This window comes from Ferdinandcohnia sp. SAFN-114 (assembly GCF_059415045.1).
In genome coordinates this window covers 16,796-33,081 of sequence record NZ_JBPFDQ010000014.1, presented here as the reverse complement: position 1 = coordinate 33,081, position 16,286 = coordinate 16,796, and the positions used below count along the sequence as shown (strand labels likewise).

The window sequence follows — 16,286 nt, the reverse complement described above, 5'->3', positions numbered from 1 at the left end:
GTATCAAAAAAAATGTCGAACAGTGAATTGTAACACCATCCAGATTCTAGAAATGTTCTTTTTTATATCAAGGAATCCAGTTAAGGCATATCTTACAAAAGGGTGGTGGTTTATCTTGAAGCATTTATTTCTTGTAGCATTTTTGCTTATTATTACGGGGTTATTTGTTGCGGCTAATATCTACACATTTATTCCAATTTATCAAAGTATTTCAGAATCAATCCATATTTCGATTGAAAAAGCAGTGCTTGGAGGAAGCATTTTTTCATTTTTCTATGCTATTGGGCTACTAACCTTTGGTCCACTTTCTGAAAGGGTAGGCAGAAAAAAAGTGATTGTATATGGCTTATTCTTATCAATTGTTACGACTGGGTTAGTTAGTTTTTCTTTTAACGAGGCAAGTCTATATGTTTTTCGTGGTTTACAGGGGTTTGCACTTGGAAGCTTTGCACCGGTAGCGTTTGCCTACACATTTGAAATATTTCCAGTTCGACATCAGACCCTTGTACTAGCCCTTATTAATAGCGGTTTTTTAATTGCCGGAATACTCGGACAGCTTATGAGCTCAAGTATCACATATTTTTATGGTTGGGAGAATGTTTTTTATTGTTTTGCTGGTATCTATCTTGTTCTTTTTATTGGTAGTTTGTTCATATACCCCAGTTTACCAGTTACGAAAAAAGATGATGCATCCCTTTTACAAGACTTTTATAAAATTGTAAGAAACCCTGCATTAGTCATATGCTATTTCATCACTTTTTCAATTTTGCTATCCTTTGTTGCGTTCTATGATGGAATCGGTCAATATTTAAATGAACAACATGGGGCCGACGAACAGACATTATTCAAAATCAGGGCAATTGGACTGATTGGTGCATCTTTATCCCTATTTACCGGAAAATTTGTACAACGATTTGGAGACCGTAGAACATTATTAATTGGACTAATCCTAGCTACCAAAAGTCTTATTTTTCTTTTCATGTCCCAAACACCTGGATTAATCGCAATTCTAAGCGTACCTTTTGTTGCGTCAATATCTTTGCTCTTCCCTTCAATCATTTCCCTTGTAGGAAAGTTGGGGGAACACGCACGTGGTTCCGCTATTTCATTATATTCATTTACATTATTAACCGGCGCTAGCCTTGGTCCAATCATTGCATCAACTTTAGATTTTCCCATATTACTAGTGATGCTCATTGGAGTATTTATTTTTAACATTGCGATGGGTTTACGTTTAAAATTTTCCTATGAAAAAGGGTACCACTAAACAGTGATACCCTTTTGACTATTTACTCGATCTGTTACAACTTGGGCAAAGCGCTCAAATCGATGTTCATCCATTTGCTGTGGCATTAGTTCAATTTTTAATGTAGCTGCTAAATTTGAGTGTACGTAAAGCATATCGCGAAATTTATCAACCGCCCCACAAAAATTTGGATAGCATTGATCCCCAGTACCAAATACACCCGTTACTATACCCTTTGTATGATTGTTCTCAAAAGCACGGTAAAGCTGAATCATTTCTAAAGGAATATCTCCATCCCCCCATGTATAGGTACCGATGATGACGACATCAAAGGATTCTAATTCGTAAAAAGGAAATTGTTCTACCGAATAGATAAAACACTCACTTGTATACCTTCTCATATAATGGTTGATGATTCCTCCTGCTTCCTCTGTGTTTCCTGTGATTGATGTATAAACAATGGCGACTTTCATTCTTATAGCTCATCAAATCCATTGGATTGGGATACTTTTGTATAGGTTCGTGATTTTTGCTCGAAGAAGTCAGATTTGGTGTCATTCATCATCTCATCACTAAATACTTGAATCCATGGCATTGGGTTTTCTTTTTCATCATACATATTTTGAAACCCTAGTTGGCGGAAGCGTTTGTTCGCAAGATACTCGACATACTCTTCAAACTCACGTAAATCGATTCCATCAATGTCTTTTAAGATATAGCGTGCCCACTCTTTTTCAAGCTCTACTGCCTGTCCAATTGACTTATAAACGTAATCTTTATTTTCTTCAGTATTCAATTCTGGGTTCTCAGATAAGAGAATCCGAACAAATTGCGCAATAAAATAGGCATGCTGCATTTCATCTCTTTGAATATAGCTAATCATCGTACTAGTCTTAAGCATTTTTTGTTGCCTTGCCAGATTATAGAAAAAGGCAAAACCTGCATAAAAATAGATGCCTTCTAGATTAATCGAATTAACCGCTAACTTAAATAAGTTTTCCGGAGTTGGCTGTTCCCTAAAACCTTCGTAAGCCTCTAGAATAAGTTGATTTCTTTTTCGAACAATTGGGTCCTCTTTCGCCTGATTAAAACGCTTATTTTGTTCTTGAAATGGTACAAGCGAGCTCAGAATATAAGAATATGATTCATTATGGACCGCTTCCTGTTGCGAAATTACTGCAAATATGGCTTTAAAACTAGAATCCGTCACATAATCCATGACCTGATTCATTGTTGGTGTTTGCAAACTATCTAATGATGCAAGTTGCGTGTTGATTCGTAAAAACACATCCTTTTCAATAGAACTTAGTTGGTCCCATTGTTTGATGTCATCCTGCATATTGATTTCTTGTGCTTTCCAAAAATTCGAAAGCAAGGTTTGATAGAGTGTATACATTTGTGGATACGCGATATCGTTCCAATTCAATATTCCCGAAGTTTCCCCATTAATGATTCCTGTTGATTTATTCGGAAACTCTGGATTAAACAATTTTATTTTTGTTAATGGCTGACTACTCATCAGCTTATTCCCCCTTAACTATGGCATAGTTCACATTCTTCAATTTCTGCCTGTGACGTGCTTCTCACATAATATGTTGTCTTAAGTCCATGTCTCCATGCTTCTAAATGAAGCTGCAAAAGGTCCTTTGCTTTAATGTCATGTCTTACATACAGGTTGAAGCTAATTCCCTGGTCGATATGACGTTGGCGTGCAGCATTTTGTCTAATGCTCCAAATCTGATCGACCTCATGACGTGCTTTCCGATAAAACTCATATGTCTTATAATTGATATCAGGTGCGGTAACTTTAAACTTAAAATTCTTTTTTTCCTCCGCATATTCAGCCGCATAGATGGGGTCAATTCCATCTGTGGAACCTCCGATTTTAGCTGTCGATGAATTTGGCGCCACAGCCATTAGCCAGCCATTGCGTATTCCATGTTTAGATACATTTTCTCGTAACATATTCCATCTGTCGGACAAATACTTTCTGCGGGTAAAATAGGTGCCGGTTTCCCATTCAGAACCTTTACATTCACTATAGGCTCCTTTTTCCTTTGCAAGCTCCATCGATGATTTGATCGCATGATAAGCAATTGCTTCATATAGTTCATCAGCATATTGAACAGCCTCATCTGATTCCCAGTAAATTCCCTTTACTGCTAAAAGATGATGCCACCCAAATGTACCTAAGCCTACCGCCCGAAACTTCTTATTTGTGAGATCAGCTTGTTTAACGGATATCGTATTCAAATCGACAACATTATCAAGCATCCTAACCTGAATTCGAATTAAACGTTCAAGTACTTCGTCCCCAATAGCTCTTGGTAGATTGACAGATGAGAGATTACAAACCACAAAATTACCTGGTTTTCGAATGATTACAATATTTCCTTCATCGTCGATATACTCCTTCGTAATCGCTGTTGCTGACATATTTTGCGCGATTTCTGTACATAAATTACTACAAAAAATCGAAGTTCTTCCCTTTCCTAGTAGATGCTTGTTCGGATTCTGGCGATTTACTTCGTCACGATAAAACATATATGGTGTTCCTGTTTCTAGTTGAGCAATCATAATTCTTGCCATGACATCCATCGCTCGATACGATTTACGTGGTAAAAGTGGATGATTCACAGCTTCTAAGTATTTTTCAGTGAAGTATTTTTCATCCTCTTCATCGTAAAAATCTTCGAGTCCTAACGGATTTCCTTGCCCATCTCTCCAGCCCATGATTTGCTTTACTTCATGTGGACAAAAAGTGTGCCATTCCCCAATACTTCTACCATTTTCATCTACCTCTTGCAGCTTTTCCATAAACAAATCAGGTACGGAAACCCCCGTAAAGATGTCGTGAGCCTTCCGACGTTCATCTCCATTATTTGTCTTTAAATCTAGAAAACCATTCATAATATCTTTGTGGAAGAGATCTAAATAGATTGCGATTGCTCCTTGTCGTTGTCCTAATTGATCAACACTTACTGCTGTATCATTGATAAGGCGAACCCAAGGAACGATCCCGGAAGAATTTCCTTTGAATTTCTTTATGTCAGATCCTAGCGCGCGAACCTTGCCATAGTATACGCCAATTCCACCACCATCTTTTGATAATCTAGCAATATCCCAATTGTTTAAATAGATTCCATCAAGTGAGTCCTCAACAGTATCAATGAAACAAGAGGACAACTGGCCAAAGCTTTTACCAGCATTTGATAGAGTTGGTGTGGCGACTGTCATATATAAATTACTTAATGCCCAATAGGCCTCTTTCACATAAGTAAGTCGAACCTCTCTTTCCTCATGCTCCATTAATGTCATAGCAATTATCATGAATCGCTCCTGTGGAAGTTCGTAAATATTTCGTTCATAATCCCTTGCAAGATACCGATCCGCTAATAAAAATAAACCGATGTATGTAAACAAATGATCTTTATCTGGATCAATTACCTCTCCTAGTTCAAGTATCTCCTCCTTAGAATATGAGTTTAATAATTCATCAGAATATATTCCTTTTGATGTAAGTTCCTGTAGCAACTCATACAAACTGCCGTATTTTAGAGCACTGTTGTAATTTCGATTCGTTGCAGCTTTTTCATACAGTTCATTTAAATAGAGATTAGCCGCTAAATATGTCCAGTTGGGCTGATCCATGGCAATTTTGTTTAAGGAATAAAAAAGTGCATGCTGGTTCGCTTCAACTGTATTAAATTTTATTTCCTGCAGTTTGTTTCGAATTTCGGTAGTGTCAAGTTGGTAGGTACTTTCTGCATATTCAAGCGAGTGTAATATGGAATCCAATTCCCCTTGAGTTGTAATATTCATCTATTTCTCTCCCTTAACAAATTATTCGTTAAAATAAAAAATCCGCCCAATTCAATTGAGCGGATGAAACGATAACATCAAGAGAGCACAAGAGTTGCTCTACCTGTCGCCACCGTTTCATCTTCCCAATCCCCGAAGAAGGTGAAACATCTTAAGAAAAGACAGGTCTCCTGACTCATGCGTCGCTCTACTTTGAACCCTTCCCATATAAGTACCTTTATTTAAGTTATCTTATACAGTGGTCTGTTCATTTCGTCAGCATTTACAGTTGCGGGGGCAGTTCTGGACTTTCACCAGATTCCCTTTTAAGCACAAATGGCATCTTTTTCCCAAGGCTAAACACAATATGTAGTTGTTAACATTCAAATTCTATCAATATATACTATCACATTTAATAATACGGGACACCTATTATTTTAGCAAGACAAAAATTGACAATTATTTCTCGAGAAATAATACCATGAGCTCTTCATCCCGATATTGGCCGTTGTATTTAATGGCCCTTTTATCAACAGCAAATGATTGAAAACCTAGTTTTTTGTACAATTCTTTAGCTGGTTTATTCTCTGCATCTACTGTTAAATATATCTGCTCGATTTCAGGGAGATTTACTGCCATTTTAATAGCTTCATTTAGCAATGCATTTGCAATTCCCTTACCTCTTTTTTCATCATCAACATACATCGCCACAATAGTAGCCCTATGTCTTATTTTTCGACGTGTTTCCCTGACTAAGGTTACCATCCCCACTAAATGTTCACCTTCGAATGCCCCAAGCGTTATTATTTCTTCAGATTGAAAACTTTTCTTGTACTCTCCTATTGGGTTATCATTATTTTTTGCTTCATCATACGTAACTAAAAATGCATCAGGGTCAGTTGTTAGTGCTTTTAATCGCAACCTAAAATAGCTTTCAGCATCCTCTGGCAAAAGTCTTCTGATAAACATATCGCACCTCCGAAAAAGAACATTTGTTCTTGTGTTTTGTATTTTATTTAAATATAATGGTACATGAGGAAAAAATATACAATCGTGTATGATTTCTTTAGTAAATAGAAAACATAGTGTAGGGCAACTTGCTGATATTAAAAAGGAGTGTTTTGTGAATGAAAGGACAAGCGACACCTTATTTAATGTTTAATGGGAATGCGAAAGAAGCCTTGGAATATTATCAGGAAATATTTGAGGGCGAAATATTGGATGTTCAAACATATGCTCAGGCAGGCTATGAAACTCAGGACTGGGCTAATGACCGACTTATTCATGGTAAGTTCAAAAAGAACGAACTCTTACTAATGGTATCAGATGACTCTCCCGACCAAAGTGTAACCTTTGGAAACAATATCTCTTTAGTTTTGGAATTTGAAAGTGAAGAGGAAATTACGAAAACCTACAATGACCTAAAGCAAAAAGGAACTGTGTTCATGGAATTACAGGATACCTTTTGGGGTGCAAAATATGCAAAAGTAAAGGACCAATTCGGGATTATTTGGGACTTAAACTATGAAATGAAATAAATTAAATTCCCCTAGCATCTAGGGGAATTATTTTTTATTTCTTCCATTCATGTTTTAGCAAACCATAGGAGTACATATCAAATCGCTTCCCGTCACGCTCTAGAAATTCTCTTGAGGTGCCTTCTCTAACAAATCCCAACTTTTCATATAAGGCGATGGCCCTCTCATTGTACTGAAAAACGGTTAATTGGATTCTATGAAGATTTAACTCTTTGAAAGCAAAATCCAACACGAGTTGCATGGCTTCATACCCAAGCCCTCGATTACGGTTTCCTTCTCCACCAATTGCGATTGCAAGCCAAGCATTTCGATGTGGCCAAATAATGCTGTCGATGTCCACAAATCCAACTAATTCCTTAGTCTCCAATTCTTTAATCCCAAATACAAACTCTTTCTCGTTTTTCTGCTCAACCCACTCTTTAAAAGCAGAAGGATGTTTAGGAAAGGATGGTAAAGTGTCTAGATTTCTAAGAAATTCCTGATCCTCATACCAACTTACAATGGTCGGAACATCTTCTTCTTTAATTCTAACAAGCTGTACCTTTTTTCCTCTTAACAAATTGTACGTAATCATTCGAATAACTCCCTTATTTTTACTAAGAAAGTAATTCAACAATTATTGTAAAAATCCTTTAGTAATATTTATTAGGTCATTAAAAAAAAGAGAGAAAACACTATGTTTTTCTCTCTTTACTAGATTGTTGACAGTCTATTAAGCTGTTTTTCTTCTGTTTACATAGAGGATACCAACAGCTATAAGGATTAACACAAGACCGATAACTAACAAGTTAGCGGAATTCGTTGCTGTAATCGGAAGCTTTTTGCCACCATTGGCATTCTTACCACCAGATTCTGTTGTCGTTGAGTCATTCGTATTATTATCTTTTTCATCAGTTTCTGGAGTTTCCTTAGAATCCTTAACCTCTAGTACACCAAATGTACTGAAGTGATCGGTAGTGGCTGTAATTTTACCATCTTTAAAGTCGCCACCCACCAATTCCCATTTCTTACTTTCTGGATTCCAATAGAAGACCTTCACTTTTTTAGGATCATCCACCGTTTTAGGGTCAACCGAAAAAGTCATTGTGACTTTTTCGTTAAACTTGTGATAGCCCTTGCCCTCAGATTTGATTGTAAAATCATAGGCAACTATAGCATCCTTACGGTTGTCCTTCTGTACTTTAATTTCCGTTTCACTATCAGGTAAGATAGAAGAAGGAATTTGAAGGTCAACCACGCCATTTGAAATGACTAATGTTGCATTTACTGCTTTAAGTTTCGCAATGGCCTCAGAGCTTAATGATACAAAAATTGTATTTTTCTTAGCAGGGACTTCAACTCTAACAATAGCGCCATCTTTTAGATCTCCCAAATCATCTGCTGTTACTACATATTTATTTCCTCTTTCGACATCCGGATTAACAACAATAATTTGAGGTCCTTCCGGTTCTGTTTCACCTGGTGTTGAAGTAATATCAATGATTCTACCTTCAACCTCAGTTGGGATTCCCTCGCTGCCAATGCTTACTAAATGATCACGGAAGTTTTCCCAATCAGAAAGTCCTAAATCTGTTACACGGCCTTCTTCGTATGCTTTTGCAAATACATCATAACCATCTCCACCTTTAGCTGTGAATGCATTGGTTGCTACGATATATGTTGTATTTTCATCAACTGCTACAAGGTTTCCTTTAGCATCTTCAATGTAAACTTCAACTACACGTTCGCCTGCTGGTTTTGTAGAATCGAATTCTACCTTTCCTCCAGCAACATGTAAAAAGCCGCCATTCTCTCCCGGATACTTGCTTAAAGAAATTTCAAATGCAGCTTTCAGCTCAGCACCTGTTACTTCCATCGTAGCTAACGTGTTACCAAATGGAAGAACTGTGATTACTTCACCTACTGTGATTGGTCCTTCATTTATTGCTGCACGAATGCCACCGCCATTTTGTAAAGCCATCACTACATTCTTTCCAGTAAATTCCTTTGCTTTTTTAAGCATTCCATCTGTAATTAAGTTTCCTAAGATTGTTTCGTTTTTACGTACACTTGGTTTTGTATTGTCACCATTTGTACGTGGGTTTGCTAATTCTATAGGGGTTGATACTCCGATTTCCTCTTGTGCTACTTTGTCCACTTGTTCTTTGAATGGTGCTAACACTTCTGCTGCTTTGGGATCAGCCTCTTGATCACCGATTGAAATTAATTCCCCCGCATGTTCAATTACTACACCATTTTCATTAAATACTATATCTAGGACGCCTAGGTTACTATTCGCATTACCTGTTTGAACGATTACAGTAGGTGTATCATCTTTCGCAACAACAGATGGGACATCCAAAGCTGTATGACTATGCCCACCTACAATGACGTCAATGCCTTCTACTTGTTCAGCTAAGATTAAGTCGTTATCTACGGCAGCATTATCATCATAACCAATATGTGTTAATGCAATAATCTTGTTAACACCTACTGCTTCAAAAGCTTCAACAGCATTTTCTGCTTCTTGTAGATAGTTTTCAAATGCGATGGAGCCTGGGCTTGAAATGTCGACAGTTTCTTCAGTTGTTAATCCGAAAATACCCACTTTCTCACCGTTTACTTCTTTGATGATTCCATTGTAAATTTGTCCATTATTAATATCTGATGCGATAGAATCATTGAAAATTCCATCGAAGTTTGCATCCTTCGAGAAATCAACATTGGCACTTACAAATGGGAACTGAGCTCCCTTAATAAATTCAACTAATTTTTGATGTCCTTCATTTGAAGAACCTAAGTCAAATTCGTGGTTACCAAAGGTCATTGCATCAAAGCCCATTAAATTCATCATAGCTAAATCTGCTTTTCCTAGGAACTCATTAAAATATAAGGTTCCTGTAAATGCATCCCCAGCATGAAGAAGTAGTGCACTCGAATCTTTAACTCTTTGCTCTTTCACTGCAGTTACCGTTTTAGGCATGTTGTCTAAAGAAGCATGTGTATCGTTAGTATGCATTACCTTTAATTTAAATTGACCTTCTACATCAACGATTCTGCCTTCAACCTCAGTTGGAATTCCCTCGCTACCAAGACTTACTAAATGGTCACGGAAGTTCTCCCAATCAGAAAGTCCTAGGTCAGTTACGCGACCTTCTTCATATGCTTTTGCAAATATGTCATAACCGTCACCACCTTTAGCTGTGAAGGCATTAGTTGCAATAGTATACAATTTATCGTCTTGTACTTCTACATACTCACCATTTTCGTTCAGGTATGATACAGATACCACACGATCATGTTCTGGCTTAGTAGAGTCAAACTTAACTTTACCGCCAGCAAGATGTAAGAATCCACCATTTTCTCCAGGATACTTACTCACGGAGATTTCAAATGCCTCTTTTAATTCAACACCTGTAACATCCATTGTAGCTAACGTATTACCAAATGGTAGAACGGTGATTACTTCACCCGTTGTGATTGGACCAGCATCGATAGCAGCACGGATACCACCGCCATTTTGTAAAGCCATTATTACATCTTTACCAGTAATTGATTTTGCTTTTTCAAGCATACCATCTGTAATTAAGTTTCCTAAGATTGTTTCATTTTTACGTACACTGAGTTTTGTATCATCACCATTTGTACGTGGGTTTTCTAATTCAATAGGAGTTGATACCCCGATTTCTGTATTAGCTACCTCTTCAACTTTTGTCTTGAATGGTGCTAATACGGCCTGAGCTTCTTCGTCAGGATCTTGCTCTTTAATTTCAATTAATTTACCATTATGTGTCTCTATTACTCCATTTTCATCGAATTCAACGTTAAGCAAACCTAAGTTACTATTCGCATTACCTGCTTGAACGATTACGGTAGGTGTCTCATCTTTTGCAACAATGACTGGTTCAGCCAATGCTGTATGGCTATGTCCACCAACAATAACGTCAATGCCTTCTACTTTTTCAGCTAGGATTAAGTCGTTATCTACCGCAGCATTGTCGTCATAACCAATATGAGTTAATGCAATAATCTTGTTAACACCTTGTTCTTCGAAGGTTTTAACGGCTTTTTCAGCTTCTTGTAGATAGTTTTCAAATGCGATGGAGCCTGGGCTTGAAATATCGACAGTTTCTTCAGTTGTTAATCCGAAAATACCCACTTTCTCACCGTTTACTTCTTTGATGATTCCGTTGTAAATTTGTCCATTATCAATATCAGTTGCAATAGAATCATTGAAAATCCCATCAAATTTAGCATCCTTCGATAAATCAACATTGGCACTTACAAATGGGAACTGAGCTCCCTTGATAAATTCAACTAACTTTTGATGTCCTTCACTTGAAGAACCTAAGTCAAATTCGTGGTTACCGAAGGTCATTGCATCAAAGTCCATTAAATTCATCATGGCTAAATCTGCTTTTCCTAGGAACTCATTAAAATACAAGGTTCCTGTAAAAGCATCCCCTGCATGAAGGAGTAGCGAATCAGGATTTTCTACTCTTATTTCCTTCACTGCAGTTACCGTTTTTGGCATGTTGTCTAAGGAAGCATGAACATCATTTGTGTGCATGATCGTTAAGTCATAATTTTCTTTTAGGTCAACTTGAACCATTACCGGGTCATGGTCACTCGCACGCCCCGCCATATCTGTAAAGTCTGAATTAATGTGTAAAATGTCAATTTCAGTACTAGGCACTAAGTTATTTGATACCACAATGTGGTCTAGGACCTGTGAATTACCTTGGAACAGATATGTGTAACGATCACTTTGTTCAACATGGTTAATCATGTTGGTCATTAAGTCGCCTTCAAGAATTTTTAGAGACTCAGCGAATTGATAATCGTTAAAATCACCAACTGATACAATATTTGCATCCGGGTTATCAACTTTGATTTCCTCGATAAAGTCATAAACAATATTTGCAATTTGTTTACGTTGGACTTCACTGCCATATACCGGCGGTTGTGTTGAACCGAACAATGGAGTGTCGCCAGATTTGGAGTTCCAGTGGTTTACAATAACTACTACATCTTCACCATTGAAGGTAAATTGTGCTGCTAATGGTTTACGACTATTTTCAAATGCTGTATTTGTAGGATCAATTCGTCCAGGGTTATGAGTTAATTTACCATCTTCATAACCAACAGCTGTTGTTGCATCACCGGCTGGAATCCCTTCTGGTAAAGAAACACGTTCTGGACTGTATAGGAACCCAACACGGATGTTTGCATTTGGTGCGCCACCATCTTGATTATTAACTGGATCAATATTTAAATATTGATATTCAGGACCGCCAGCAGCAACAATGGCTTGAATTAAACGCTCATAACTTTCGTTAGCGGCTGCATCTCCTGCACTTTGTCCATTGTTATCTTGAACCTCAGTTACCCCAATGATATCAGGACTCTTCATGTCTTGAACAAAAGCTCTTGCTAATTTTCGAGCTTTATCATCCGATGTTTCTTTCGTATTATTTGAGAAGTTTTCTAGATTATAAGAAGCAATGGTAAGCTTATCGTCTTCTTTAACAATCGTTGTTGTCTCAGGTTCTGAATTACCTTCAACATGCTTTGCTTGCATTTCTTCTAAATCGACATAAATCTTATAATTTTGGAAACCGTAGTTTACTACACCTGTGATTGGTCCAGTAAATTTGTCTCCTGTTGCTACCTCGAAATCTCTAGCAGCATTGTTATCATACATTTTGAACTGGATACGATCAGGATTTGCATTGTCTTCTGTTAGTAATACTCCACCATGGATTGTATCCGTCATTCTATTTTCTAATACAGTAATTAAATCTCCATGCTCTTGAGGTGCAACAGCTTTAACTGTTCCAACTTCAACAAGCATTCCTTCTATACTTTCCCAGAAATCAATTGCATCTTCTTCAGGATCAAACTCTACCAAACTATCATTATCAATGACTTGAGTAGGTAGGTTTTCGCTTGCAATCTTTATCGGCTCAGGTAATTCAACCTTCTCCTCAATTATTGTAACAACACCACCGCGGTCATCTCTAGCATTGATTTGTGTTACGGCTAAATCGGTTTTGTTTGCATCACTATAACCGTCGATATGGTATTCATCAACTGTACCTGTCACACGAACTAAATTACCTACTTTTACATCTGCTTTATTGCCTGTGTATACGATAATACCCTCAGATGTCTTTGAATTGTCATCGGTTTGGTCATCTGGTGTTTGCATATGAAAGTAGTTGCCGCCTTTAATACTATAAATATACGTTACGATACCCTCGACGTCATTTACCACTACACCATCTAACGGTGAAGTATGTGATTCACCTTGAATATCGTGTATTTTTATGTCTGCTGCATTATAGACGTTATAAGTAAATTCTGTTACTTCACTTGTTGTTAAACCTTCTTTTACAGCAATAGCTTTAATAATCACATCTTCATTAACTGTAATTGGTTCACTATATTTTTTACCATTTTCAACAGTTGGATCAGAACCGTCTGTTGTATAGTAAATTTCTGCACCTGAAGTTGAAGTAGTTAATGTTACTTGAGTCCCCGCAGAAATTGTACCCGATGGTTGAGATGCATACACTGGCTGAACTTTTGATGAATCTACTACGATATCTGCTTGTCCTCGAGGAATGATTTGATAATCTTGGTCAAATTGTTGAACAATACCTGTGATCGATTCGTAAGTAGTTCCAATAGATAACTCTAAAGTACCATTTTCATCACGAATTAAAAATTCTGTACCATCTTCGGCTTTAGCTGTGAAATTTGCCCAGCCACTACCTTTATTCACATCGATTAATTCTACATTTTTTACGAGGGCTAATTTAGATTCGTTTTCTTCATTAATTTTAGCTCCTGCTAATTCAACTGGGGATGGTACACCTTTATCTTCTGTTTTTTCAATTAATTTTGCAGAATCTAATTGTAACAGTCCTCTGTACTCTTGTAATGAACCACTCACAGTAATTTCATCACCAAGTTGAACATCTAACGAGGTTGGACGAACTGCAATTGCAGCTGTTTCATCTTGAATATGAATTGTATTTTTTAATAATGCAGTTACTGTACCTTTGATTGCTGCTTGACCAGTACTTTGGGTGCGTGCTTCAGCAATTGTAATTACGGTTGGTTGTTCTGGTTCTGGTTGTGGTTCACCAGGATTTGTATCCTCCTCAAGTTCATAAGAAGTTGCGCTTTTTAAACCCGGAACGCTAAAATATGCTTCTAGGCTCCCTGTAATCGCCACTTTTCTTTGAAAATTTTCTGGATGATCTACTAAGTTTAATCCTGTTCGAACATCACCTTTTGGTAACTGTACAGGTAAAATCTTAGCAGGATCCGTTTCGTTTGGATCATCAGCTAAACCAAGATTTGTATTAATATCGAATGGACTAACTTGGTCGTAGCTTGTTCCACTCTTAGCAGTGCCAACAATATATCCTTGTACTGTAGCTTTGCCAGTATTATTTGCAATTGCATCTGCTACAGTTTTATAGGATGTTTGTTCCACAGTTGCTTCTGCTGCACTTACAACAGGAGCAAAGTTTAATAGAGTAGTAGGCACTATTAAACTAAAAACGAATAATAATGACAGTAATTTTCTCACTATGCCTTTTTTCACAGTTTTCTCCCCTCACTTAGTAAATTAGTAGAATATGGTACGCCTACAGAATACTGGGAAAGGGGTATTTGGTCAATAAAATTTACGAAAATTAAACAAAAGTATTACAAAATATTTGCATAATACACGAACAATAGGTAAATAGTCGTAGTCTAATGTTAATGTAATTACCCTAGATATTCATACAACACAAAAACGACTACAAATGAAAATAGTAGTCGTTTTTTTAATACATATAGTCCTCTGATAAGTTGAATGCACATGGTTAACTCGAATCTTATTTTTCATTAACCAACTATATTTTTATATGTCTTTTGCAAATGGTTTTTATCAATTTTTCCAACATGTGTTTTAGGAATCTCCTCTACAAAGATAAACTCTTTTGGCACCTTATATTTACCTATCTTTTCTTGACAGAACACTGTCAATTCAGTCTTTGAAACGTGTTGTTCTGGCATTAAAGAGAGCACAGCAATCACCATCTCTCCCCATTTTTGATGGGGTACACCAATAACAGCAACCTCGTTAATTGCTGGGTGTTTACTGATGCACTGTTCAACCTCAAGTGGGTATACATTTTCTCCCCCTGTGATAATCATTTCTTTCTTGCGGCCCACAATATAGTGATAGCCTTCAGCATCACATCTCGCTAAATCCCCTGTGTGCAACCAACCGTCATTGTAGACTTCCTTTGTTGCATCTGGATTATTCCAGTAATGATGGAATAAATGTTTTCCACGAATCAAAAGCTCTCCAACTTCACCAGCCTTTGCCACATGTCCTTCAGCTGTCATAATCTTCACTTCATTGAAAAACATGGCCTTTCCAACAGACCCTCTTCGAAACCTTGATATTTTTGGATCAATAAAGAAATTATTTGGCCCTGCCTCTGTTAAACCATAGCCTTCTTTAAAAGATAATCCCTTCTCTTCAAATGCCTGATAAATTTCAAGTGGGCATGGCGCACCTCCCGATAGAAAAGTATGCATGGTTGGAAATGTCACATGTTTGAAGGAAGGGGTGTTCACCATCATATGATACATCGTTGGAACGAGTAAAACGATTGTACATCCTTCTTGATTAATAATTTGAATGGCGCGTTTGGGCTCAAAGTTTTTTGCAATTACAACCTTGCCTCCCATCATTAAAATTGGAATGGATAACGCATTAAGACCTCCTGTATGGAACATTGGCATATATGTTAATGTCACATCTTCTGCTGACAAATTCCAGCTCACAATTGTATTTATCCCGTTCCACAAAATAGATTGATGAGAAAGGACAACTCCTTTTGGTTTTCCTGTTGTTCCACCTGTATAAATAATCGCCAATGGATCTTCTTCTAGAATGCACTCCTCTTGGTCAATCAAAGTACTAACTACATTGAAAATCCGATGATACTCCTCAGAATCAATTTTTATGTTTTTCCTAGTTTTATGTCCTTGTAATAATTCCTCAAATTGGCTTGAAAATGCAACCAGTTTTGGTGACGAATTTGAAAGTATATACTTGATCTCTTCACTTGATAAGCGCCAATTTAGCGGTACAAAGATTGCCCCAATTTTTCCACATGCAAATAACAAATCGAAATAACTGACATCATTCGGAGATAGTAGTGCTACACGATCTCCCTTCTTGATTCCAATTGTTCTAAAAAAGCAAGCGATACTTTCCGCACGTTTATTTAGTTCCTGAAAGGTAAATCGGCTGCCAGTTTCTCCATCCACGACAGCAATCGAATCAGGTGATAGTCGAGCCCGATTTGCAATCCAATCCAGTTCCCACCTCACAACTATCTCTCCTTACGTCTTCTTAATTCTATTCTTACTATAGAAGACAGGAGTTACATAGAAGTTACATGAGGATAGTGAAGAGTTTAGGTTTAAATAGAAAGTCCAATTTGGTTATTTTTCTTCGGGTTGTTCGCTTGGTTTGAGAAATTCACTTTCGGTGTGGGCTTCATTAACGGATGAGTTACCAGCTTGTTATGTTTATTATTGAATAAGACGCTTTTTCTGAAAAAGACCTTACCATTTTGTAGATTCCTTAAAGGAAAGGGGTTACAGGGACATTCATTCGATTATTCCCTTTGATTTGACCGTGA

General features: G+C 37.2%; 9 protein-coding genes and 1 riboswitch. Of the genes, 2 read left to right on the top strand and 7 right to left on the bottom strand.

Translation table 11 applies throughout. The annotated features are described in order from the left end of the window. Positions 1-115: 115 nt before the first annotated feature. Complete coding sequence (locus tag ACR65M_RS06525; RefSeq protein WP_440272901.1) at positions 116-1,267, top strand: MFS transporter; 1,152 nt, start codon at positions 116-118, stop codon at positions 1,265-1,267. On the opposite strand, the gene ACR65M_RS06520 is transcribed toward ACR65M_RS06525, so the two are convergent. The 4 genes from ACR65M_RS06520 to ACR65M_RS06505 form a co-directional block, all read right to left on the bottom strand. Beyond that, complete coding sequence (locus ACR65M_RS06520) at positions 1,264-1,719, bottom strand: flavodoxin domain-containing protein (protein ID WP_440272900.1); 456 nt, start codon at positions 1,717-1,719, stop codon at positions 1,264-1,266. The genes ACR65M_RS06525 and ACR65M_RS06520 overlap by 4 nt on opposite strands. 2 nt (positions 1,720-1,721) lie before the next feature. Continuing rightward, positions 1,722-2,765 carry a ribonucleotide-diphosphate reductase subunit beta gene (locus tag ACR65M_RS06515; protein ID WP_341332406.1) on the bottom strand — a complete coding sequence of 348 codons (1,044 nt, stop codon included), beginning with the start codon at positions 2,763-2,765 and terminating at the stop codon, positions 1,722-1,724. A gap of 14 nt (positions 2,766-2,779) precedes the next feature. Continuing rightward, a complete protein-coding gene (locus tag ACR65M_RS06510; protein WP_440272899.1) occupies positions 2,780-5,068 on the bottom strand; it encodes a ribonucleoside-diphosphate reductase subunit alpha in 2,289 nt (762 codons plus the stop codon). Between the two features lie 143 nt (positions 5,069-5,211). After that, positions 5,212-5,409, bottom strand: a riboswitch (cobalamin riboswitch). Positions 5,410-5,506: 97 nt separating this feature from the next. Further along, positions 5,507-6,016 carry a GNAT family N-acetyltransferase gene (locus tag ACR65M_RS06505; protein ID WP_121445480.1) on the bottom strand — a complete coding sequence of 170 codons (510 nt, stop codon included), beginning with the start codon at positions 6,014-6,016 and terminating at the stop codon, positions 5,507-5,509. 158 nt (positions 6,017-6,174) lie between these two features. Between ACR65M_RS06505 and ACR65M_RS06500 the strand changes: the two genes are divergently transcribed. Then, on the top strand, positions 6,175-6,585 hold the full coding sequence (locus ACR65M_RS06500; protein WP_121445481.1) for a VOC family protein: 411 nt from the start codon (positions 6,175-6,177) through the stop codon (positions 6,583-6,585). Positions 6,586-6,619: 34 nt separating this feature from the next. On the opposite strand, the gene ACR65M_RS06495 is transcribed toward ACR65M_RS06500, so the two are convergent. The 3 genes from ACR65M_RS06495 to ACR65M_RS06485 all read right to left on the bottom strand — a co-directional run bounded on the left by ACR65M_RS06495 (position 6,620) and on the right by ACR65M_RS06485 (position 15,972). Further along, entirely contained in the window at positions 6,620-7,159 is a 540-nt protein-coding gene (locus ACR65M_RS06495) for a GNAT family N-acetyltransferase (RefSeq protein ID WP_121445482.1), read from the bottom strand. 138 nt (positions 7,160-7,297) lie between these two features. Next, positions 7,298-14,182 carry a 5'-nucleotidase C-terminal domain-containing protein gene (locus ACR65M_RS06490; RefSeq protein WP_440272898.1) on the bottom strand — a complete coding sequence of 2,295 codons (6,885 nt, stop codon included), beginning with the start codon at positions 14,180-14,182 and terminating at the stop codon, positions 7,298-7,300. Between the two features lie 287 nt (positions 14,183-14,469). Then, entirely contained in the window at positions 14,470-15,972 is a 1,503-nt protein-coding gene (locus tag ACR65M_RS06485; protein WP_121445483.1) for an acyl-CoA synthetase, read from the bottom strand. Between the last annotated feature and the right edge of the window lie 314 nt (positions 15,973-16,286).